The sequence below is a fragment of the Luteimonas sp. A482 genome (assembly GCF_054072655.1).
Genome location: NZ_JBSVRO010000007.1, coordinates 52,134 through 72,777 on the forward strand (window position 1 = coordinate 52,134; position 20,644 = coordinate 72,777).

The window sequence follows — 20,644 nt, forward strand, 5'->3', positions numbered from 1 at the left end:
GGCACCGTGAACGCCGCTGCATCAGGGCCGCCCGCGCCGCCATCGAGTGTCCCCGGCTATGTCCGCAGCGCTGTGGCGGCCTCGGCCATCAGCGCTTCGAAGCGGGCGTCGCTGTACAGATCGCAGAAGCGCAGGTCGTCGAAGCGCACCCGGTGCACGATCGCGCCGCCCGCCTCGCGGTTGAAGCGTGCGTCGAGCTGGGCCATCACGTCACTGCGGATCAGCAGCGGATGGTTGCCCTCGGCCAGGCGCGTGATCAGCGCGGTGGGGCGCGGCAGCGGCGGCGCCCGGGCGATAGCTGCGGCAGAGGCGGCCGAATGCGCCATCGCCGCACGCGCGCCGGCCTGGCGCCGATGCGCGAAGACCTCGACCGGCGGCAGCTCGAGCACGAAGCTGGCCAGCGGGATCGTGCCCACGACGTTCACCGCGTGCCAGTCGTCGAGCACGGCGGCAGGCGTACGCAGCGCGACCTGCACCGACGGCAGGTTGCCGGCGCCGCATTCGCGCAGGAAGTCCAGGACGCTGCGGTGGAACAGCGGCGTCGACGCGCCCAGCAGCAGGGGCGGCGCCGCCAGCTGGCAGCTGGCCTCGATGGGCGCGGCCGGCAGGCGGTGCAGCGCCAGCCCGTCGCGCCAGTCGTAGTCGCCCAGCTCCAGCGAAGGCACGTGCTTGGGCAGCAGCAGGTCGTACATGTGGGGGCTCGGGTCGGTCAGCGCGGCAGCGGCTGTAGTGTCCCGCAGGTTGCCGGATGAACCGAGGCCCTGTCATTCCCGGCGAGGCGCGGGAGTCTCCCGCCCCCGCCCTGATCGTGCCTGCGCACGCCTATCGCGATGCGTACGGGCCGTGCACGGACTTGACCATCATCGACTCGTCCCGGTCGTCGAGCATGAAGACGCGGTACGCATCGCCGCCGGGCGCGACACGCACCACGACGTGGCCCTGCGTGCCGGCCGCCTCGGCGCTGCCGTAGGTGGTGGTGGCGGTTGCAACCGAGAGATGGGTGATGAAGATGTCGCGCGCGCCGGGCCAGATCTTCTGCGAAGTCATGCGCCGGTACGTGTTGACGGCCGGATGGCCGTCGGCGCGCGCGGTGACCACGATCACCCGCGGCTGCAGGGCGGCGAGGAAGGGCACGCTGTTGGCATCCCAGCTGGCGTGGTGGTTGGCCTTGAGCACGTCGACCGGGCCGCTCGCCCGCGCGACGGGCGTTTCCACGTCCAGCCAGGCAGGCGGGTGGGCCGTCGTCTCCTCGTCGATGGAGGACAGGTCGCCGCCGCTGAAGTAGTCGAAGCGGCCGTAGCGCAGGCGGAAGGCGATGCTGAGCTTGTTCTCGCCGAGCTGCGGCCCTGACGCAGCGTCATGGCCCGGCGGTGCAAGGCTTCGTACTCCGCTGTCCGCGCCGGTCCAGAGTTCGCCGTTGGCGTAGAGGTTGCGCACTTCGAACTGCGGGTAGGCCGCGGGCTTGCGCAGCAGCCGGATCTGGTCGTTGCGGCCGGGCTGGAAGCGCTCCATCACCAGGCCACGGTGGCGCACCTGCCAGTCGACGAAGCGCCGGTAGTTGTCCATGGTCGGCGTGTTGATGGGGCTGGGCGTGTCGTATCCAGGCCAGCCGCGATCGATGAGCCGTGCGATCGGCAGCAGCTCGGCCACCTGGGTGATGCCGCTGAGCCGGTAGTCGCCGGCCAGTCGGCTGACTGGTGACTGCGCGTCGATGGCGCCCATATGGTCGCCGTGGAAATGCGAGAGCAGCGCGTAATCGAGGCCACGCGCGCCCTGCGGCAGGGCGCGCTGCACGTGGCGCGCCACCCACTCGCCGGGCGGGCGCGAGGCAGCGGGGCGGGTGGGGAACGAGAACGGCGCCCGTTCCACGGTCTTGCCGCTGGCGTCCTTGAGCAGGCTGGTGCCGTCGGGGAAGACGAAGAGCAGCGCGTCACCGCGCCCGGTATTGATGTGGTGGATGTCGAGCTCGCCCTCCGACCAGGCCGGCAGCGGCGTGCCGATCATGGCCTCGCCGTCCATGCCCGGACCTGCCGGAAGCACCGGCGCGGCCTGCACTGCGCCTGCCAGCGACGCCAGCATCAGCGCCGCGAGGATCCCGGGCCATGCAGCACGCGTCTGCGCCCCCTGCCCGCTCATGCCCGCATCACGCCCGGGCGGCCGTGTTCGGTCACCAGTTTCGCCACGACCCGCTTGCCGCCGCCGGCCTCGGACACCTGATCGACGGCCACCACGTCGGTCCGCCAATGCTTCGCATCGATCTCGAACAGCTGGTAGCCGCGGCGGTTGTTGAGCAGCGCGGAGTGCGGATTCTGAGACGACACGTTTTCCCAGCTCTCCGGGATGTCGTTGCCGTCGCCACCGGATGCGATCGAGGTGGTGACGTACTCGGTGGCCACCGGCGCGCTCGCCAGGTCATCCGGGTTGGACGGCACCACCCCGGCGTGGTGCTTGTGCACGTCGCCGGTGGCGACGATCACATTGCCCATCCGTCGCTGCGCGATCTGGTCGATGAGGCGCTGGCGTGCCTGCGGATAACCGCTCCAGGAATCGGTATTGAGCGGACCGGCCGGCCGCGATTCCGGATACACGAACGGCATCATCATCACCTGCTGCGCCAGCAGGTGCCAGCGCGCGTCAGCCCCCAGGCCCTCGGACAGCCAGCGCTCCTGGGCCTGTCCGATCACCTGCCCGGCGCCGCTCTCGTCGCCCGTGCGGCAGGGACGCTGCCTCGCCAGCAGGGTGGCATCGCAGCGCTGCTTGCTGCGGTACTGGCGGGTATCGAGCACATGCACGCGCAGCAGCCCGCCGTAGTCGAGACGGCGGTGCATGGTGAGGCCGTCGGGCCGCGGGAACTGCGCGCGGCGCACCGGCATGTTCTCGTACCAGGCCTGCATCGCGGCGTGGCGTCGCAGCAGAAACACCTCGGACGGCACCCCGTCCTGGTCCAGCGCCGCGGTCCAGTTGTTGTCGATCTCGTGGTCGTCCCAGCTGCTGAGGAAGGCAGCAGCCGCATGTGCGGCCTGCAGGTCGGGATCGGTCTTGTACTGGGCGTAGCGGCGGCGGTAGTCGTCGAGGCTGTAGATCTCGCCGCCCGCGTGCCGGCGGGTGATGCGCGCGCCGTCGGCCTCCGTCGGTGCCTTGCCCGCACCTTCATAGATGTAGTCGCCGTAGTGGAACACGGCGTCGAGATCGTGCTCCTCGCCCAGATGGCGATAGGCGGTGAAGTAGCCGGCCTCCCAGTGCTGGCAGCCGGCCACGCCGATGCGCAGGCGATCGACGCGCGCACCGGCCTCGGGTGCGGTGCGCACCGTGCCCACCGGGCTGCTGGTCTCGGTTCCTGCGTGGAAGCGATACCAGTAGCGGCGATGCGGACGCAGGCCCTCGACCTCCACGTGCACGCTGTGGCCCAGCTCGGGTCGGGCCAGCGCCTGGCCCTGCTGCACGATGCGATCGAAGCGGTCGTCCTCCGCCACCTCCCAGCGCACCGGCACCGCGACCATCGGCATGCCTGCGTGCTCGGCGAGGGGCTCGGGCGCGAGTCGGGTCCAGAGAACGCAGCCATCGGGCAGCGGATCACCGGAGGCCACGCCCAGCGCGAACGGGTTGTGGGCGAAGCGTGGCGCGGCGAGCAGCGTGCCGGCCGGGCCGAGCCCCGCAAAAACCGCCATCGCGCTGGCGCCGAGCAGGAACTTCCTGCGGTTGAAATAGGGGGATGTCATGAGGGTTGTCGATTCCAGTCATGCGGCGGCGGACGCGCCGCGGGGGGCGCCCGCCGCCGGGGTGCGGGTTCAGAAGCGGGCGCGCAGGCCCACCGAGGCGCGACGGCCGCTGGTGATGTAGATCTGGCTGTGGTGACCGCTGTCGCCCAGGCCGGTTTCGCCGTTGGAGTAAACGGTATGGCGGTTCTGGTCGAACAGGTTGTTGACGCTGAAGAAGGCGTCGAGGCTGAGCCAGCCGTCCCTGGTCCGCGGCACCAGCGTGTAGCTGCCGGACATGTTGACTTCCAGGTAGTCGTCGAACGGCTGCTTCTGGTTGATCACGATGCCGTGGGCATTGGTGACGTTGCCGGTGGGGCCGCGATCCTTCTCGTCACTCCACACGGTGTTGAGGCTCAGGCGCACTGGCCCGTGACGCCAGCCCAGGCCGAGGTTGGCCACCTGCTGGGCCACGCGCGACATGACCACCGAAGGATTGGTGTGCGTGTAGGAGCCGCGCACGGTCAGCCCGCCGAGTGCGCCGGGCAGGTAATCCATCGCGTGGTTGAACTCGAACTCGTAGCCGTTGATGCTGATGTCGTCTTCGAGGTTGGCCCGGGTGGCGACCAGGTCGATGGGCTCGTCGCCGGTGTATCCGAACTCTTCCGGCGTCATGTTCACGTCGTTGATCAGATCCTTGATCCTGTTGTGGAACAGGCCGAAGCCGACCAGGCCCACCGGCTCGAAATACTTCACCACCCGCACCGACAGGTTGTCCGAATACTCGGGCAGCAGGTTGACGTTGGGCGCGCTGAGCACGTTGCCGTCCTCAGTGCCGTAATTGATCGACCACACGCCGGCCAGGTCGCCCACTTCCGGCCGCAGGATGGTGCGGCTGTAGCCCACCTGCAGGTCGAGGCCGTCGCTGAAGCTGTACTTCATCGAGCCGCTGGGGAAGAAGTCGTTGTAGCTGGACTCGCTGCGGCGGCGTGGATTGGTGAAGTACTGGTACTCCAGGCCCTCGATCGTGGTTGCACGGCCGGTGGAAGCGTTGACCGCGTGGCCTGCCGCCACCACCTGGCTCCGGCTCAGGGGGTCGAAGTCGTAACCGGTGGTGCGGGTCTGCTCCCAGCGCAGGCCAGCCTGCACCTTGAGCTTGCCGGTCAACTCCGCCGTGCCCATGAAGTAGGCGGAGTTGATGTTCTCGTCCATCCTGTTGTCGTTGGCGATGTTGGCGTTGTACCAGCGCGCCGGCGTGATGGCGTGCAACCACTGTTCCGGGTTGGCCTGCATGAGGCCGTAGATCTTGCTCAGGCTGTAGATGTAGAGGTCGCCGCCGCCCAGGGTGCGGACATCCATGCCGGAAGAACTGCTGTGCCAGACGTTTTCGCTCTGCACCGCCTGCAGGAACTCGGTATTGCCCAGCGGCCCGTTGTAGGTCCAGATGTTGGCGTCGGATGTGTTGCCGAACGCATAGTCTGCCTGGGTCGACTTCAGTCCCGTCTTCCATGTGACCGGCACCTCGCCGATGTCGTTGTAGAACTCGAAGTTGATCGCGCCGCCGCCATAGTCGAGGTCGGCGCGGCTGCCGGTGGTAGTGCGCACCGAGGGCCGGGTCGAGTTGCCCAGTGCGCCGGCATAGGTGCCGAAGCTGTAGCTTTCCGGCAGCGCCCAGTCCGGCCCGTCCAGCTGCTGGATCTGCCAGTCCTGGTGCATCCAGCTGCTGCGCGATGCGCTGTAGTTGCCGCTCGTGGTGACGTCGTTCAGCACGTCGGACACCTGGCCTTTCTTGCCCGAGTCGTAGCGGCTCTCGGAACGGGCGGAGAACAAGGTGCCGTCGATCTTGAAGCGCTCGTTCTGCCAGACGAAGCCGGGCATGAAGTTGCGCGAGTAGCCCAGCTTGTAGGTGTAGGCGTTGTTGGTGTTGAGCGTCGTGGCGCCGGCGGCGTAGCGGGTGGTCCAGTCCAGCGACGGGTCGCCGCTGGAGGCGCGGGAGTTGGAGAACGTCGGCGTGATCGTGTTCGGATCGATGTCGCCCCGGCTGACGCTGGCCGCCAGCGACAGGATCAGCTCGTCGGTGGCCTTGAAGTCCACGCCCAGCTGCGCCACGCGGCGGTTGTACTCGCGGTCGTAGCCGGCGCCGGCGATCGAGGTCACCGCATAGGGATAGGGACTGGCCGCGGTGGCAACGTAATTGCGGCCGGAGTTGATCTGGGCGTGCTCGACCAGGCTGGTGACGCTGCTGATGCCGGCGGCGACACCGAGCCTGCCGTCCATGAACACGTCCGAATAGTTGATCGTGGTCGAGGGCAGGAACTTCCTGTCGTATCCGCCTTCCATCCAGCCGGTGTTCTTGCTGTCCCACAGGCCGTCATGGGTATTGCCGCCCACCGACACGGTGATGCGGCGTCCCTTGGCATCGAAGGCGCGCTTGGTGCGGATATCGATGGTGCCGGCGGGCGCGTTCGCGTCCATGTCGGCGCTGGTGGTCTTGTAGATGTTGATCGAATCCACGCCGGCCAGCGCCGATTGCTCGAAGCTGAAGGTGCGCGAGCTCGACGAGTTGGCGTCGATGCCCGGCAGGCTGATGCCGTTGAGGGTCACGCCGGTGTACTTGGCCGGCAGGCCGCGCAGCGAGATGTTGCGCGGCGCATCGTCCGCAACCACGTCGAAGTCCACGCCCGGCATGTATTTGAGGAACTCGCCGGGGTTGGCGTCTGCGATTTCGCCGAAGCTGTCCGCCGACAGGGTGTTGGTGATGTTCATCGAGGCGCGCTGCTCCATGATCGCGCGCGCATCGCCCTCGCGGGCGCCGACCACCTGCACCACGTCCAGTGACACTGCCCCGGTGGTGTCGGCCTGCGAGCTGTACATCTCGAAGACAGGCTCGCTGGCCTGGCCGGGGCGCACCGCCACTTCCTGCTGCACGGTGCCGAAGCCGGTGTACTCCACCGTCACCAGATGGCTGCCCGCCGCCACGCCGTTGACCCGAAACTCGCCGCGGTCGGTGGATGTCGCCACCTGGCGGCCATCGATCTTGATGCGCGCATTGCGCAGGTAGCCGCCGGTGGCCGGATCGTAGACACGGCCGAGGATCGAGCCGGTCCCGGTCGAGTCGATCGCGCCTGCTGGAGACTGCGAGGGCGCGGGTTCGTTTGCGTTTGCGTTTGCGTTTGCCTGCGGCGCGAGGCACAAGGCGACCATCACCGCGCTGGACAGCGCGGTCTTCATCAAAGCTGGCATGGGGAACTCGTTCTCGATTACATGGGAATGGGCTTTCGCAGCGGACGCCACTTCCATGCGGAACGCACCAAACTACGGGGAGTGCCTCCTGCACACGCATCCGCTCCGCCATTGGCGGCCAGCGCATGCGAACGTCACACGAATCAATGGACCGCTCCCCGATCCAACGCGTGACGCGAGCCCGCAATGATGGGCAGCTGCGATGACAGCTCCTTTACACAATCAGCCTCCAAGGCTGTTGCCCCACGCAACGTTCCCCTTGATGCAAGCCGCCGGTTGTGCGACGAGTTCGCGCGTTGACGATGCTTCGCGCAGTCGGCCTGGGCGCGGTGCAACTGTGTATCTGCTCGCGCTCGCGGTACGAGTGACTGTCTGCCCGGTGCGCGCTTGGCCCACGGGTTCGACATGCGTCTGCAGCGACTGACGGCGTCCCGTCCTGATGCTTGTATGCCGGACGAAGAAGGTGCGCTCTGGACCTCGCAGCCATCTGGCGCTCCACAGTTGGGTACAACTGTGGCGACGAAGCCCGGGCGGCTGTTCTCAGCCCGTCGCGGGCCCGCAGCGCTGGACGCCATTTGCGTCGGCCAGCGGCAGCGGCGGGAGTTCCGCCGCCAGTTCGCCCTCGTCGATGCGGGTGCGGGCCTCGTTGCTGAGCATGCGCAGGTCGCGGCCGACATCCGCGGCCAGCCAGCGCACGGATTCGTCGGGGTGGTCGAGCAGGCCTTCCACCATGCGCACGTGGCGCTGGTTGCCGGTGGCGCGCAGCGCCAACAGCGCATCGAGCACCACGCCGGTGTCGCGGTCGCGCAGCAGTGGCGCTGCGCGATCGGCGGCGGCGACATGGCGGCTGCGGGCCAGTTCCACCAGCGCCTGCTGGCGTTCGGCAGGCGTGGCGCCGTGCAGTCCGGCAGCGGCTTCGGCGATGTGCAGTTCGATCAGGCTGTTGTCGCCGCGCGTGGAGGCGACCTGGGCCAGCACGCGCTTGAAGGCGGGGTCCTGCTGCTCGAGGTAGAGCTCGGCCAGGGCGGTGTCGGGCAGCACGTCGCGGTTGTCGACCAGCTCGAACACGCCCTTGCTGGCGATGGCGATGCCCTCGCTGCCCGGATGCGCGGCGATGAAGTCGTCGAGTTTCTCGCGCATGCCGCGGTGATCGTTCCAGGCCAGGGTCAGCAGGTCCTTGAGCTGCTGGTCCACGTCCGGAGGGGACGCGACCGCAAGGGGGCCGGCATGCTGTTGCCGGCCACCCGCTGCACGTATCGCGCCCTGCCCTGCGCGGCTCCCCGCGGTGGCAACGGCCGACGTGGACGCCGTCGGCCTGCGGGCAAGTTCGGCTTCCAGTTCCGCGACGCGTGCCGCGAGCGCACTGTCGTCGCCGGATCCGCACTGGCGGGCGTTGCCGCCCGCCAGCACGACGGCCAGGGCGCCGGTTCCCAGACCCAGCGCTGCCGTGATCGCCAGGGCAGGCAGGGATGCGCGGAACATGGCCATGGCCGCGCCTCCGGTCAGAGGTTGCCGTAGCCGATGGCGCCATTGCAGTGCAGCCACTCGCTGCCACCGCTGCCGCCGCCGCACTGGCCGTTCTGGTACACGCCGGTGTTGTAGCTCTGCGCCTCGGACTGTCGGACCGCACCGTTGACGCTGATGTAATCCACCTGCACGTCGCGGTTGCCGCCGTCGTTGGTGAACTCCACCAGCGAGCCGCCCGACGCCGACGTGGTCGCCGTGTAGTTCGACATGCTGGTGGTCAGCGTCCAGCTGGCGACGGTGGCGTTGTTGACCTTGAGCGAGATGTTCTCGCCGCCGGCGGTGCCGCGCGCGCGCACCACGATGGTCTTGTTGCCGGTGTTGCCACCGCCACCGCCGCCGCCCGTGCCGGAACTGATGGTGATGTCGCTGCTGCCCTGGCTCTGGTAGCCCTCGGTGGCAAACACCATGTAATCGTGGTTGCCCAGGTTGAGCCCGCGACTGGCCCAGTAGTTGAAGTGGTTGGCCACGGTGATGGTGCCGGAGATGTTGCCGAAGCCCTTCTTCGGATTGCGCACGCTGAAATACTGGTAGAACGTGCTGCTGTTGCCCTCGATCGAGGGCGCATTGACGCGCTGGCAGCGACGTACGTTGTAGGTCGCGCCGTCGCTCTGGAAGCTGCCGTAGTCGACGCCGCCCGAGCAGCTGGCCGGGTTGTAGGAGCCGTAGCTCTCGATGACGTAGTACTCGATCAGCGGACTGCGGGTCCAGCCGTACAGCGCCAGGTAGGAGTTCTGGCTGTTGTTGACGCCGTAGTAGCCCGAGTAGTTGACCACGCGCGGGCCACCCGGATTCCAGCCCTTGCCGCCGACCCAGTTGTTGGTGTTGCTGCTCCACTGCGACTGGTAGCGGCCGCCCGGGTGCAGCGTCATCGAGGCGTTGCCCGAGTCTTTCCAGAAGGTGTAGTAGTAGCCGTCATGCGTGCCGGTGGAATTGCTGGTCAGGGTCTGCGCGTGTGCGCTGCCGGCCATTACGCCGATGGCGCAGGCCAGGACGGTGGTGGCAAGACTGCCGTGTGTGTTGAACTTCATCATCTTGAGTCTCCAAATGCAGTGGTGCCCGTGTGGCCTCGGCGTGCCGCGGTCCGTGGGTCCGTTGAAGGGATTGCATGGATGATGGATGCCCTGCGGATGCAGGACCGGGGGCAATGCCGCGCCACCTTTGTGACCGTGCCTGCCGCGACGTCGACGGCGAAACGCGATGGCGCCACGCACGAGTGCGTGGAATCGATTGCTTCAACACGACAGCCCCTCCCTGGGTACTGCGAGTGCGTAATGCTCTGCTTGCGTCCAAGCTGAATGGTAGCGCTACCATTCAGCGCGCGGATTAGTAGCAGGTAGGCGCGGCCGGAAACGCGAACTGGTTCGCGTTTCTGCGCACCGTGCGCCGGGCGCAGCCGATATGCGCCAACACTGTGATGCAGTCGCATTCGAATTGGTCTGCGTGCACGTGTGGACCAGCGCTGTCATGTGCACTGCAGCAATCGGGAACGTGCGTGCGCAGCATTGTCGATTCAGCATGCCCGCCATCAACGCATCACAAGGGCGCAGGCTGTCCCGACAGGTCGGTCACCTCGCCACTGGCAAGGTCCAGGCGCACATGCGCAGTACGCTCGCCGGCCGCGAGCGTGAGCAGGAGCGCCATCAGCGGCCGGAAGCGCGCCTGGAACAGTTCGTCGGGGGTGTTGGCATTGCTGGGCCGCCCCGCTTCCATCCGCAGCTGCACGCTGCTCGGCGCGAGCACCCGGGCCAGCAGCCGATACTGCGCCGCGCGCGCGGCTGGAATGTCGGCGAAAGCCAGATCCCCGGCCTTGGCCAGGCGGAAGAAATCAGTGGCCAGCTCAAGCGCGGTCCACTGGGCGAAGTGCTCCAGCCGCATGCCCTCCGCCGCAGCCAGCGCACGTGCCTGCAACGTGGCCATGGCGAGGTCTGCCGCGAAGTCGGCGGCTGGTGCGCCTTGGTCGCCCGCGTCGTACAGACAGTCGAAGAACGCTGGCGTCAGGCCGCCGCGCGTGCCGGCAGCGGCCAGTTGCCCGAGCGTCACCGTGGTCCGCAGCTGCGACCACACCAGCAGGTCGGCCCCCGACAGCGGACTCCTGACCAGTTCGCGCATCTCGCAGGGCCAGTCCTCGTCCAGCAACCGCAGGCGCACCAGCTCATCCAGGTAGCGACGGGTGAAATCGCGGTAGCTGGTGGCTTCGAGGATGGACACGTCCCACTGCGCCTGTCCCCGTGCGTGTTCGGCCCGGTACAGGTCGAACAGTTCGTCGAAGCGCGGTACATCGTCCAGGCGCACGGTCCGCACCTCGGCGCGTTCGCTGCCGTCGAGCGTCATCAGCGTGTAGGCCGGAACATAGGCCGCCAGCGACGGCGCCTGGACGTTGAACAGCACCCTGCTGCCGCCGCGATGCACGGCCAGGTTGTTGAGATGCATGTGGCCGCCAACGTGCAGCCTCAGGCCCGTGGCGGCAAGCGCGGCAGTGGTGTCCTGCCGCGGCCGCCGCGCCAGCTGCATGGCCCGGTCGCCGAACAGCGCAGCGATGTCATCCGAGGCGTCGTTGTAGAACTCGGCCATCGGAAAGTGGCTGAAGGCCAGCACCTGCTTGCCCAGCGCCTCACCGCGTGCCACCACATCGGCAAGCCACGCAATCACGTGCGGCCGATGCGCAAGCATGGCGTCATGGCCCTGGTTGCCCGAGCCGGTGAAGTCATCGCGCCCCCGCCCCGTGGGCACATGGATGCCGGCATCGAGGCTCACCAGCCACAGACCGGACACCGGCTCGACCAGGTAGCTGGCGTCGGCCACCATCCTGCACGCGCGCCGGCCACCCGCCGCACCGGGCGCCGCCGCTTCGCCGCACACCACATGGCGGCGCCGCTCCCAGCCAGCCTGCGCCAGTGCGGTGGCGTGGTCGTAATCGGCATGGGCGTAGTGGCTGTAGGGCGTTTCGTAATAAAGGTACTGCGGCTGCGGCATGAAGCCGTGGCGCGCGAGCATGGCGGTGATGCCGGCATGACCGAGGCTGCGGATTTCCTCGGTGCACCAGGCCGCGCCGATCCTGGCCCAGGGACCGGCATAGGACGTGCGGCAGGCCTCGCTGCCGCCGCGACTGTGCACCGGCTGGGCGACGCCGATCTCGCCGGTGAGCGGGTCGGTTCCCAGGAAATCATCGCCACCGGCCTGGTCATACGGGCGCACCGGGTCGTGGTTGCCCGGCGCTGCGAAGAACGCCACGCCGTGGCGTGCCGCGTACGCATCCAGGATCCGCGCCAGCCCGCGCATGTGCACCGGCTGGCCGTCATCGGAAAAGTCACCGGGCAGCACGACAAGCCTGGCGCCACGTGCGATGGCATCGTCCAGCGCGGCCAGGAAGGCGAAGTAGTTCTCGTTGAACAGGCGCGTCGATGCCAGCTGCGCCTGCATGGGGCGGATGGTCGCGTTGCGCCCGTTGCGCGGATTGCGCACGCCCGGGAAGGAGCCGTCCTCGAAGCCCGCGTAGACATCGTGGAAGTGCACGTCGGGCATGAACGCGATGCGCAGCGACGCCGGCGGGGACGCCGGCGGCACGTCCTGCGCCGCCGCTCCGCCGGAGGCATGGACGACGCCACCGGCTGCAGCCAGCAGCAGGGCGCAAGCGGCCCGCAGCACCATCGCCGCGCCGTTGCCGGATGTCCTCACGCCCGCTACCGTCCTGCCCGGATCAGAAGTCGACCCGCACGCCCAGGCTGACCCGGCGCCCGGACAGCTCGTACATCGTCGGGAACGAGGGATCCATGGTGTAGCCGGTGGTCTCCTCGTCGGTGACGTTGATGGCCTTGAGACTGAGCTTGACGTTGTCGCCCACCCGGTAGCCGATCGAGACATCGGTCTGCCCGTAGGCATCGCGGTAGATCGGATACATGTTGTAGCCCAGGCCCTCGACGTACTCGCCCTTGTGGTTGTGCGACATGCGCGCGTCGAAGCGGTCGTTGTCGTAGTACAGGGTCAGGTTCCAGGTCTTCTCCGCCAGCCCGGGCATCGGCGTGCGGATGCCGAGCGAAGACTCGCCGGCCAGCGAACTCTCCAGCGCCGTGTAGTTGGCGTTGACGCCGAACCCCTGCAGTGCCGGATGCAGCGAACCCAGCGGCAGGTGTCCGATCAACTCCACGCCGTCGACGTCATAGGCCCCTGCAGCATTCACCGGCTGGTAGACGTCGAAGTCGTAGTGGCCGTTGAGCGTGCCGTTGGCGTTGTACACGGCCACGTTCGGGACCACGCCGGTGAGGGCGCTGACGACCACGCCCTCGATCTTCTTGCGGAAGTAGGAGGCGGCCAGCAGGCCGCCGTTGTCCAGGTATTTCTCCAGGCCGATCTCCCACTGCTGGGCGGAGGTGGGTTCCAGGCCCGGATTGCCGTCGGTGAAACGGAACGAACTCCAGCTGGCGGTGCGCTTGTAGGCCAGGTCGGTCAGCGCCGGGCGCATCAGGGTTTCGGAGGCCGCGGCGCGCAGCAGCAGTCCGTCAGACAGCTCCGCAGTAAGGTTCAGTGCCGGCAGCAGCTTGGAGTAGTTGCCTTCGCGCGACACCGGATCGTCGGTGAAGCCCGGCGTGCCGTCCGGGTTCTGCACCGGGTGGTAGCCAAATGACAGGACCGAGGTGTCCACGTAGCGCGCGCCGGCGTTGAGCGTCACCGGCACCTGGCCCAGGTCGAAGGCGAAGTCCGCCATCGCGTACAGGCTGGCCACCTCCTCGTCCACCCGGTAGTACTCACCGTCGGCAAACGGCGTGTCGAAGCCGGGGTAGCGGAAGGTGGCGCGTGCGTCGTCGTTGGCAACCTGGCTCCAGGCCAGGTCGCGGGCCCGGTAGCGGCCACCGGGGACGATGTCGGCAACCGGGCGCAGCACGCTGTCGGCCAGGGTGCGTACGTTGGCCCAGGAACTGTCGCCGTCCGCGGGGCCATGGATGTTGCGCTGCCCGTACTGGCGCTGCTTGGACTTGTCGGTATAGCGGGTGCCGAACTGCACCTGGCGCAGCGCCGGCAGGAAGGCCAGGTCCAGCTGCCTGCCCACATTGAGCTGCGCTGCGTACTTGTCGTCGCTCACCTGCTCGAGGCTGGTCTCGTAGGCCTCGAACAGGTAGCTCTCCGGCGCGTCGTACATGTCGATGGTCGCCGGATTGGCGCTGGGGATGGTCTCGCCGCCCCGGTCTGTCCAACGGGTGCGCGAAGGTGCATAGGCCACGTGCTTGAGGTTGGCGTAGTCCACGGTGCGGTCCGCGCCCGAGTAGCCTGCCATGGCGTCGATGCTCCAGCTGTCTCCGCGCCAGTCCAGCGCCAGGCTGTACTGTGCGTAGTCGTTGTCGCTGATGCGCTGCTTGCTCAGGAACTCGTGCTGCGTGGCGGTATAGGACACGTCGCGCAGCACCACCATGCCGTGCTCGGCCAGGGTGGTGGCGTCGTACTCGTGGATGGTTTCGAGCGTGCTGCGGCTGGACGCGGAATAGGCCGCGGCATCGTACTCGTCCTCGACCGTGTCGTAGCCGCCGAGCATCGCGTCGAAGGACAGGCTGAAGGCATGGCTTGGGCGGTACTGCAGCGAGGCGGTGGCGCCCCACTTGTCCTGGTCGTTGAGGAAGACGCGGTCGCCAACCTTGTCCTGGAAGATGATGAGGTTGGTTTCGGCGCTGTCGCCGCGGTCGCGCACGACAACGCCCGCATCGCGCTCCAGCACCGCCTGCGCTTGTTCGCCACGGGTGCCCGAGGCCCCCAGGAAGCGCGACATCGGGCGGAAGTTGATGCCCGAGTTGGCATCGGTGCGGTTTGTCCGCTGCGCGCTGGAGAACGATACCAGGGCGCCCCAGTCGCCCCAGGTGTCGCTGGCCAGCAGCGAGAACTTGGGATCGGTCTCGCCGGAGATCGAGTTGTGCGCGCCCTCGGCCGAGACTGCCAGCTTGCGTCCGGTGTAGTCGAACGGCCGCGCGGTGGAGATCTGCACCGAGCCGGCGATCCCGCCCTCCTCGTCGGCCGCGGTGGGCGACTTCTGCACGGTCACCTGCTGGATGATCTCGGAGGCGAAGATGTCGAACTCGACGTCGCGACCACCGCTGCCGGAAGCCGTGGCGAGGTCGTTGATCGAGACGTGGGTGTACTCCGATGGCAGGCCGCGCACGTTGACCCGCGTGCCCAGGCCCTTGTTGCGCTCGATGGTCACGCCCGGCATGCGCTGCAATGCCTCGGCCAGGTTCTGCTCGGGGAAATCCACCACGTCGGTGGCGACGATGGAGTCGGAGAAACCGACGTTGTCGCGCTTGAGGTCGACCGCGCGCTCGAGGCTGCGGCTGTAGCTGCCGGTCACGCTGACCGCGTCCAGTTGTTTGGGTTCGACCGCGTCGGGCGCATCCTGCGCAAGCGCCTGCAGCGGGACGGCCGCGAGGCCGGCGATGAGCAGGCGACGGATGGCGCGTCCCAGCGTAGTGGGCCGCACCCTGAAGCGGCACGATGGCGGATTGCGATGCGTCATGTGATTGCTGTCCCCGTTGCGTGCCTGCGCACGCAGAAAAAAAGGACCCCGAGTCTCGAGGTCCGTTCGGTCCGGCTTGACCGGACGCGCACAGGCTACGGGGTACATATGACGGGGCAGTTGCATCGCACTGCGCCGGGGCTGCGCAGCGGTGCGGCAAGCGGCGCTGCTGACGCCTTGCAGGGATGCGTCTTCAGCGCTGGCGCGGCAGCGGTGATCCGCTCAGCGGTAGGGCCGCGGCCCGCGCCAGACCAGCTCGCCGCGCCGGTATACCTGGTGCATGGTGATCACCTGGCGTGCGTCGCCGATGTCGGCGAGTTCGGGCGCGTCCGGAGGCAGCAGGCGGCAGGGGCCGGACTCGCGTCGCAGCGCGGTTTCCAGCGGGCAGATCATGTAGTCGCGGGTGCCCGGCAGCGGGATGAAGACCTCGGTCATGCCCTGGTCGCGCCATTCGCGCAGGCGGCTCTCGCTGGCCAGGTCGTAATAGACCTGGTAGCCGCCGGCTTCCATGCTGGGCTGTGCAGACGGGCTGTCGCGACGGCGGCTGCGGTCGTTGCCCGGGCCGCTGGTGGGGCCGGCGTGCACCGGCGCGGTGTCGCGGGGAAGCATGCCCGGCGGCTGGCCCCAGCGGTGCTGGGGGCGTCGCGATGTCGGTGGCGGCACCGCGGGCGGCGCGACGGCGGCCTGCGGGCGCGGGACGGTGGCAGGCCGCGCGGGACGCTCGCGGGCCGGCAGCGGCGATTGCGCGGGATCGGTCGAGACCGGCGGCACCGGCGCGTCAGCCAGCTGGACCGGCGTGGACTGCAGGCGCGAGGCGGCCGGCGGCGCAGGCGCGGGCTGGTCCGGCGAAGCGGGCGCGGCGAGCGTGGGCACGGGCTGCGGCGGCGTCTCGCCGATGAAGTCGACCTGGGTGACGCTGCCGCCGGAGGCGCCCTGCGGCGCGCTCACCGTGATCGGCGGCGCCAGCAGCGCCAGCAACAGGCAGGCCAGATGCAGCAGCGCGCTCAGGAGCGCGGCGATCCAGGGTTGCAGGCGTTCGATCCGGGCTTCGACCCTGGCATCGGCCAGGCTCGACGCTTGGCTCATGCTGCAGGAGGCAGATCGGGAAGTTGAGCCTTCATACGGAATCTTGGGGGGCGACCGGCGGCGCAGCATCGTAACGCCTCGGCCCGGCTGGCGGGGCGGGGGTTCACCCCTTGCGCACGCACGCGTCCGCTAGCGTGTCCGCTCCGCCTGCTCTCCACGGAGTACCGCATGGCTTCCCAGCAGCGTGAGATCCCCGGCCAGGCTCCGCATCCGGCCCGCGACCCGATTCCGGATCAGCCGATCGATCCTGTGCCCGACCAGCCCATCGATCCGGTGCCCGACCAGCCGGTCGACCCGATCCCGGACCGTCCGATAGACCCCGTGCCCGACCAGCCGATTGATCCCACCGTGCCCCACTGAGTGCGGGCCGACCCTACATCGGCGGTTCGATGACCTCGTCCAGGCGATCGGACGACACCATGTAGCCGCCATCCTCGACGGCGGCCCGCACCTCCAGCAGCGCGGCTTCCAGTTCGTCCAGCTCGTCCTGCCCGGCAGCGCCGACCAGCTGGATGCAGCGATGGTTGAACCAGTCCCAGAACTGGCGGAACGTCTTGCCGTGCCAGTGGTGGTGGCCGATGCCCTGGTGCAGTTCACCCACCGCAATGGTCAGTTCGTTTTGCATCGCGCGGCCTCGCGGAGTCGGTCGTGGGGGGATGGGGATTGTGGTCTGGAAAGGCACGGACCGGGCAGCGTTGCGGCGCCGGAACCGCCGCGGCGGGCCCGCACGCGGCACTAGGGGCTCATGGCGCGCCTTCACAACCCGGTCCGCAGCCGGAGATTCCGGTGCATTACGTCGCGACAGGCCGCCTCGCCGCCATGACCTGCGATCATGGCGCATGAGTACAGCACCCGCCTTCACCACCCTTGCCCTGCCGCCGGCCCTGCTGCAGGGCATCGATGCGCTCGGATACTCGGCGATGACGCCGGTGCAGGCGCAGTCCCTGCCCGCGATCCTAGAGGGTCGCGACGTGATCGCGCAGGCGCCCACGGGCAGCGGCAAGACCGCGGCGTTCGGCCTGGGCCTGCTGTCGCGCGTCGACCCTGCGCGCATCAAGACCCAGGCGCTGGTGCTCTGCCCCACCCGCGAACTGGCCGACCAGGTCGGCAAGCAGCTGCGCAAGCTCGCGACCGGCATCGCCAACCTCAAGCTCTCGATCCTGTGCGGCGGCATTCCGCTGGGCCCGCAGCTGGCCTCGCTGACGCACGACCCCCACGTGGTGGTCGGCACGCCCGGCCGCATCCAGGAGCTGGTGAAGAAGAAGGCGCTGCACCTGGACGGGGTGCGCACCCTGGTGCTGGACGAGGCCGACCGCATGCTCGACATGGGCTTCGAGGAGGCGATCCGCGACATCGTCAAGCGCCTGCCGAAAGAGCGGCAGGGCCTGCTGTTTTCGGCCACCTTTCCCGAGGCGATCCGCACGCTGGGCAACACGATGCTGCGCGATGCGCTCGAGGTCAGCATCGATGGCGGCGCCCAGCCGGCGACGATCCTGCAGCTGTTCTACGAGATCGACCGCGCGCGCCGCCCGCAGTCATTGGGAGCGCTGCTGCTGCTCCATCGTCCCGAGTCGGCGGTGGTGTTCTGCAATACCCGCGCCGACACCGTCGAAGTGGTCGGCTCGCTGACGCATTACGGCTTTTCCGCGCTCGCCCTGCATGGCGACATGGAGCAACGCGATCGCGACGAGGTCCTGGTGCAGTTCGGCAACCGCAGCTGTAGCGTGCTGGTGGCCAGCGACGTGGCCGCGCGCGGGCTGGACGTGGAAGACCTGGGCGCGGTGGTGAACTACGAGCTGCCCACCGATGCCGATACCTACCTGCACCGCATCGGCCGCACCGGGCGCGCGGGCCGCGACGGCCTGGCGCTGAGCCTGTGCGCGCCGCGCGAACTGCCGCGTGCGCACATGATCGAGGACCGGCAGCAGCAGGCGCTGCGCTGGGAAAAGCTGGAGCCCCTCACCGGCCCGGCGCACGATGTTCAGCCCGCGGCCATGGCCACGCTGCGCATCGACGCCGGCCGCGTCGACAAGCTGCGCGCAGGCGACATCGTCGGCGCGCTGACCGGCGACGCGGGACTGCACAAGGATGCGATCGGCAGGATCGACGTGTTCGCCACCCGCAGCTATGTCGCCATCAACCGCAGGCACGCGGCGCGCGCGCTGTCGGCGCTGCGCGAAGGCAAGATCAAGGGGCGCAAGTTCCGGGTCAGCCCGTTGTAGCAGCCCGCCAGGACCGGGATTCAGGCCTCCTGCATCGCCTGCCCGCTAGAATCCCCGCCTCTCCGTGCCTACCGCGTCCCGATGCGCTGCAGCTCCCCGCCACGCCGATCCATTGCCCTCGTCGCCGTTGCCGTGCTCGCCCTGGCGGCTTGCGGCTCGAACGGTTTGCGCTCGCAGGCGCCGCCGCTGGGCGAGGTGTTCGGGGCCGAAGACACGTACGCGCGCAGCTATCCGGTCGCGCCGGACGTGGCCTGCGAAGCGACGCGGCGTGCGCTGCTGGGACAGGGCTACATCATCAAGCTGATGGCGCCCGAGGCGCTTGAGGCGTCCAAGCACTTCCAGCCCGAGTCCGACATCCACACCCAGCTCAACGTGCGCGCGACCTGCGTGCCGCAGGTGGACGGCGGCGCGATCGTGTTCATCAACGCGGTGCAGGAGCGCTACGCGCTCCAGGGTCAGTCCAGCTCGGCCAGCCTGGGCGTGAGCATGATCGGCTCGTTCTCGGTGCCGGTGCCGATCGGCGGCGGCAACGCCAACCTGGTGCGCGTGGGCAGCAATACCGTGCAGAACCAGGAGTTCTATACGCGCCTGTTCGACCGCGTCGGCTTTTACCTGCCGGGAACGCCATCGGCCCTCCCGGCGCCGCCGCCCGAACCCGAAGCGCCGCCGGATCCGGTGCTGCTCGACCAGTACTGAGGCGGCGCTCCCGCTGATGGTCCTGGCCGGGCGTTGCCGCGCTTGTCCGCACACAGGCGAGCGATCTGCCGCACAGAATCCTGTCATTTCGACCGCAGGGAGAAATCTCCGCTGCATGCGGGACCCTGCGCGCCGCTGGCAGGCTACGCGGCCTCGGTGGACGACGGCTGCGCCGCTGCGACCTGCAGACTCACCGTGATGCCGGCACGCTGCGCACGCTTTGCGCAGGCGCTGGCGTAATCGTTCGCGGCACGGATGTCGACGAAGTAGCCGTCGATGATGCAGTCCCGTGTCACCGCCCAGCCACCTTCTATGTCGGGCTTCACTTCAATCCTGGTACTGGCGTGGGTCACCGGCACACCTCTCGTGGATGCTTCCGCCGTCTGCGGGTCGCGCATCCTAGGCGGCGCAACGTCAATATCTCGTTGCCGATTCGAGAAGGTCTGGTGACAGCGTGCCGCAGCGCACGAATCAGCCGCTGCGGCGCCCGATGTGCGAGCCCAGCGTGGCGGCGATGGCCAGTGCGAGCGCCACCAGCAGCAGCGCCGTGGTGAGCGAGGCGCCCTGCGCGACGAAGCCGATCAGGGCCGGCCCGGCCAGGACGCCCGCGTAGCCCAGGGTGGTGACTGCCGGGATCGCCAGGTGGCCGGGCATCCGGGTCTGTTCGCCCGCCAGGGTGAACATCACCGGGACGATGTTGGCGCAGCCCACGCCCAGCAGCGCATAGCCGGCCAGGCCGGTGCCGAGATCGGGCGCCAGCATCGCCAGCGCCAGGCCCGAGGCACCCACCAGCCCGCCGACCAGCACCGTGCGCACGCGGCCGATCCGGGCCACCACGCCGTCGCCGGCCAGCCGGGTCGCGGTCATGGCCAGGTTGAACACCACGAAGCCCCAGCCCGCGCGCTCCAGCTCGACGCCCTTGACCTCGTGCAGGAACACCGCGCTCCAGTCGAGCATCGCGCCTTCGGCCAGGAAGCTCACGAAGCACACCAGGCCGATGCCCAGCACCACGCCGCGCGGCAGCGCGAACACCGCCGAGCCACCCGGCGCGCGTTCGCCGCGCCAGGCGCCGGACGACACGCCCGCCAGCAGCAGCACCAGCGCAGAAACCGCCAGCGTTGCCGCGATGACCGGAGCGCCCGCGCCCAGCATCAGCGTCACCAGCACCGCGCCGGCCAGGCTGCCGATGCTGTAGAAGGCGTGGAAGCCCGACATCATCGGCCGCGCGGCTTCGCGCTCGACGACCACCGCCTGGATGTTCATGGTGCAGTCCATCGCGCCCATCGAAGCGCCGAGCAGCAGCAGCACGCCGCCCAGCTGCCAGGCATCGGACACGACCGCCAGCAGCGGCAGCAGCGCCAGCATCAGCAGCGAGGCGGCCAGCATCACCCGGCGGCAGCCCTGGCGTGCGGCCAGCGCGCCAGCCAGCGGCATCGCCCCCAGCGAGCCGAGGCCCAGGCACAGCAGCACCAGGCCCAGCTGCGCATCGTCCAGCCCGGCGCGCAGCTTGGCGAAGGGCACGATCGGCGCCCAGGTGGCGATGACGAAACCGGGGATGAAGAAGGCGGCGCGGGTCGCGCGCTGCTGCGCGCGTCGTGGATCGGGGGACAAGGGGGACACCGGGGTGCGGGGAACCGGCCACGATAACCGCGCGCCGCGCCGCGCGGAATGCCTGCGCATGC

Annotated in this window: 15 protein-coding genes; 3 read left to right on the forward strand and 12 right to left on the reverse strand. The window is 68.9% G+C overall.

Annotated features, from left to right (window positions below; translation table 11 throughout):
- Positions 1 to 56: 56 nt before the first annotated feature.
- The 9 genes from ACW5DW_RS15795 to ACW5DW_RS15835 all read right to left on the reverse strand — a co-directional run bounded on the left by ACW5DW_RS15795 (position 57) and on the right by ACW5DW_RS15835 (position 16,044).
- On the reverse strand, positions 57 to 692 hold the full coding sequence (locus ACW5DW_RS15795) for a hypothetical protein (RefSeq protein WP_457020192.1): 636 nt from the start codon (positions 690 to 692) through the stop codon (positions 57 to 59).
- Between the two features lie 130 nt (positions 693 to 822).
- Positions 823 to 2,136: a ComEC/Rec2 family competence protein gene (locus ACW5DW_RS15800; RefSeq protein WP_457020193.1), complete on the reverse strand. Its 1,314-nt coding sequence runs from the start codon at positions 2,134 to 2,136 to the stop codon at positions 823 to 825.
- Positions 2,133 to 3,719 carry an alkaline phosphatase D family protein gene (locus tag ACW5DW_RS15805; RefSeq protein WP_457020194.1) on the reverse strand — a complete coding sequence of 529 codons (1,587 nt, stop codon included), beginning with the start codon at positions 3,717 to 3,719 and terminating at the stop codon, positions 2,133 to 2,135. Before ACW5DW_RS15805 ends, ACW5DW_RS15800 begins: the two co-directional genes overlap by 4 nt.
- Positions 3,720 to 3,788: 69 nt before the next feature.
- Entirely contained in the window at positions 3,789 to 6,938 is a 3,150-nt protein-coding gene (locus tag ACW5DW_RS15810) for a TonB-dependent receptor domain-containing protein (protein WP_457020196.1), read from the reverse strand.
- 540 nt (positions 6,939 to 7,478) lie between these two features.
- The gene (locus ACW5DW_RS15815; protein ID WP_457020197.1) at positions 7,479 to 8,426 is read right to left on the reverse strand and encodes a hypothetical protein; all 948 of its coding nucleotides are present in this window, start codon (positions 8,424 to 8,426) and stop codon (positions 7,479 to 7,481) included.
- 14 nt (positions 8,427 to 8,440) lie between these two features.
- Positions 8,441 to 9,493 (reverse strand): glycoside hydrolase family 11 protein, encoded by a 1,053-nt coding sequence (locus ACW5DW_RS15820; protein ID WP_457020198.1) that lies wholly within the window; start codon positions 9,491 to 9,493, stop codon positions 8,441 to 8,443.
- Positions 9,494 to 9,998: 505 nt separating this feature from the next.
- On the reverse strand, positions 9,999 to 12,140 hold the full coding sequence (locus tag ACW5DW_RS15825; protein WP_457020199.1) for a metallophosphoesterase: 2,142 nt from the start codon (positions 12,138 to 12,140) through the stop codon (positions 9,999 to 10,001).
- Between the two features lie 22 nt (positions 12,141 to 12,162).
- Positions 12,163 to 14,958 (reverse strand): TonB-dependent receptor, encoded by a 2,796-nt coding sequence (locus ACW5DW_RS15830; RefSeq protein WP_457020200.1) that lies wholly within the window; start codon positions 14,956 to 14,958, stop codon positions 12,163 to 12,165.
- Positions 14,959 to 15,180: 222 nt separating this feature from the next.
- Positions 15,181 to 16,044 carry a type II toxin-antitoxin system RelE/ParE family toxin gene (locus tag ACW5DW_RS15835; RefSeq protein WP_457020202.1) on the reverse strand — a complete coding sequence of 288 codons (864 nt, stop codon included), beginning with the start codon at positions 16,042 to 16,044 and terminating at the stop codon, positions 15,181 to 15,183.
- Positions 16,045 to 16,212: 168 nt separating this feature from the next.
- Between ACW5DW_RS15835 and ACW5DW_RS15840 the strand changes: the two genes are divergently transcribed.
- Entirely contained in the window at positions 16,213 to 16,404 is a 192-nt protein-coding gene (locus ACW5DW_RS15840) for a hypothetical protein (protein ID WP_457020204.1), read from the forward strand.
- Between the two features lie 13 nt (positions 16,405 to 16,417).
- Here the strand turns inward: ACW5DW_RS15840 and ACW5DW_RS15845 are convergent, their stop codons facing one another.
- On the reverse strand, positions 16,418 to 16,669 hold the full coding sequence (locus tag ACW5DW_RS15845) for a hypothetical protein (RefSeq protein WP_457020206.1): 252 nt from the start codon (positions 16,667 to 16,669) through the stop codon (positions 16,418 to 16,420).
- A gap of 214 nt (positions 16,670 to 16,883) precedes the next feature.
- On the opposite strand from ACW5DW_RS15845, the gene dbpA reads away from it, so the two are divergent.
- Together dbpA and ACW5DW_RS15855 are read left to right on the forward strand one after the other, a co-directional pair.
- A complete protein-coding gene (dbpA, locus tag ACW5DW_RS15850) occupies positions 16,884 to 18,266 on the forward strand; it encodes an ATP-dependent RNA helicase DbpA (protein WP_457020208.1) in 1,383 nt (460 codons plus the stop codon).
- A 132-nt stretch (positions 18,267 to 18,398) separates the two neighbouring features.
- Positions 18,399 to 18,962, forward strand: a complete 564-nt coding sequence (locus tag ACW5DW_RS15855; RefSeq protein ID WP_457020209.1) for a DUF2242 domain-containing protein — start codon at positions 18,399 to 18,401, stop codon at positions 18,960 to 18,962.
- 143 nt (positions 18,963 to 19,105) lie between these two features.
- Here the strand turns inward: ACW5DW_RS15855 and ACW5DW_RS15860 are convergent, their stop codons facing one another.
- Both ACW5DW_RS15860 and ACW5DW_RS15865 read right to left on the reverse strand, forming a co-directional pair.
- Positions 19,106 to 19,288 (reverse strand): hypothetical protein, encoded by a 183-nt coding sequence (locus ACW5DW_RS15860; RefSeq protein ID WP_457020211.1) that lies wholly within the window; start codon positions 19,286 to 19,288, stop codon positions 19,106 to 19,108.
- Positions 19,289 to 19,433: 145 nt separating this feature from the next.
- Positions 19,434 to 20,573, reverse strand: coding sequence for an MFS transporter (locus ACW5DW_RS15865; RefSeq protein ID WP_457020212.1), 1,140 nt, complete (start codon positions 20,571 to 20,573; stop codon positions 19,434 to 19,436).
- Between the last annotated feature and the right edge of the window lie 71 nt (positions 20,574 to 20,644).

Excerpts from the sequence above, each read along its gene's own strand:
- ACW5DW_RS15795 (WP_457020192.1), bottom strand. The coding sequence starts at position 692 with ATGTACGACCTGCTGCTGCCCAAGCACGTGCCTTCGCTGGAGCTGGGC.
- ACW5DW_RS15800 (WP_457020193.1), bottom strand. The coding sequence starts at position 2,136 with ATGAGCGGGCAGGGGGCGCAGACGCGTGCTGCATGGCCCGGGATCCTC.
- ACW5DW_RS15805 (WP_457020194.1), bottom strand. The coding sequence starts at position 3,719 with ATGACATCCCCCTATTTCAACCGCAGGAAGTTCCTGCTCGGCGCCAGC.
- ACW5DW_RS15810 (WP_457020196.1), bottom strand. The coding sequence starts at position 6,938 with ATGCCAGCTTTGATGAAGACCGCGCTGTCCAGCGCGGTGATGGTCGCC.
- ACW5DW_RS15815 (WP_457020197.1), bottom strand. The coding sequence starts at position 8,426 with ATGGCCATGTTCCGCGCATCCCTGCCTGCCCTGGCGATCACGGCAGCG.
- ACW5DW_RS15820 (WP_457020198.1), bottom strand. The coding sequence starts at position 9,493 with ATGAAGTTCAACACACACGGCAGTCTTGCCACCACCGTCCTGGCCTGC.
- ACW5DW_RS15830 (WP_457020200.1), bottom strand. The coding sequence starts at position 14,958 with ATGACGCATCGCAATCCGCCATCGTGCCGCTTCAGGGTGCGGCCCACT.
- ACW5DW_RS15835 (WP_457020202.1), bottom strand. The coding sequence starts at position 16,044 with ATGAGCCAAGCGTCGAGCCTGGCCGATGCCAGGGTCGAAGCCCGGATC.
- ACW5DW_RS15840 (WP_457020204.1), top strand. The coding sequence starts at position 16,213 with ATGGCTTCCCAGCAGCGTGAGATCCCCGGCCAGGCTCCGCATCCGGCC.
- ACW5DW_RS15845 (WP_457020206.1), bottom strand. The coding sequence starts at position 16,669 with ATGCAAAACGAACTGACCATTGCGGTGGGTGAACTGCACCAGGGCATC.
- dbpA (WP_457020208.1), top strand. The coding sequence starts at position 16,884 with ATGAGTACAGCACCCGCCTTCACCACCCTTGCCCTGCCGCCGGCCCTG.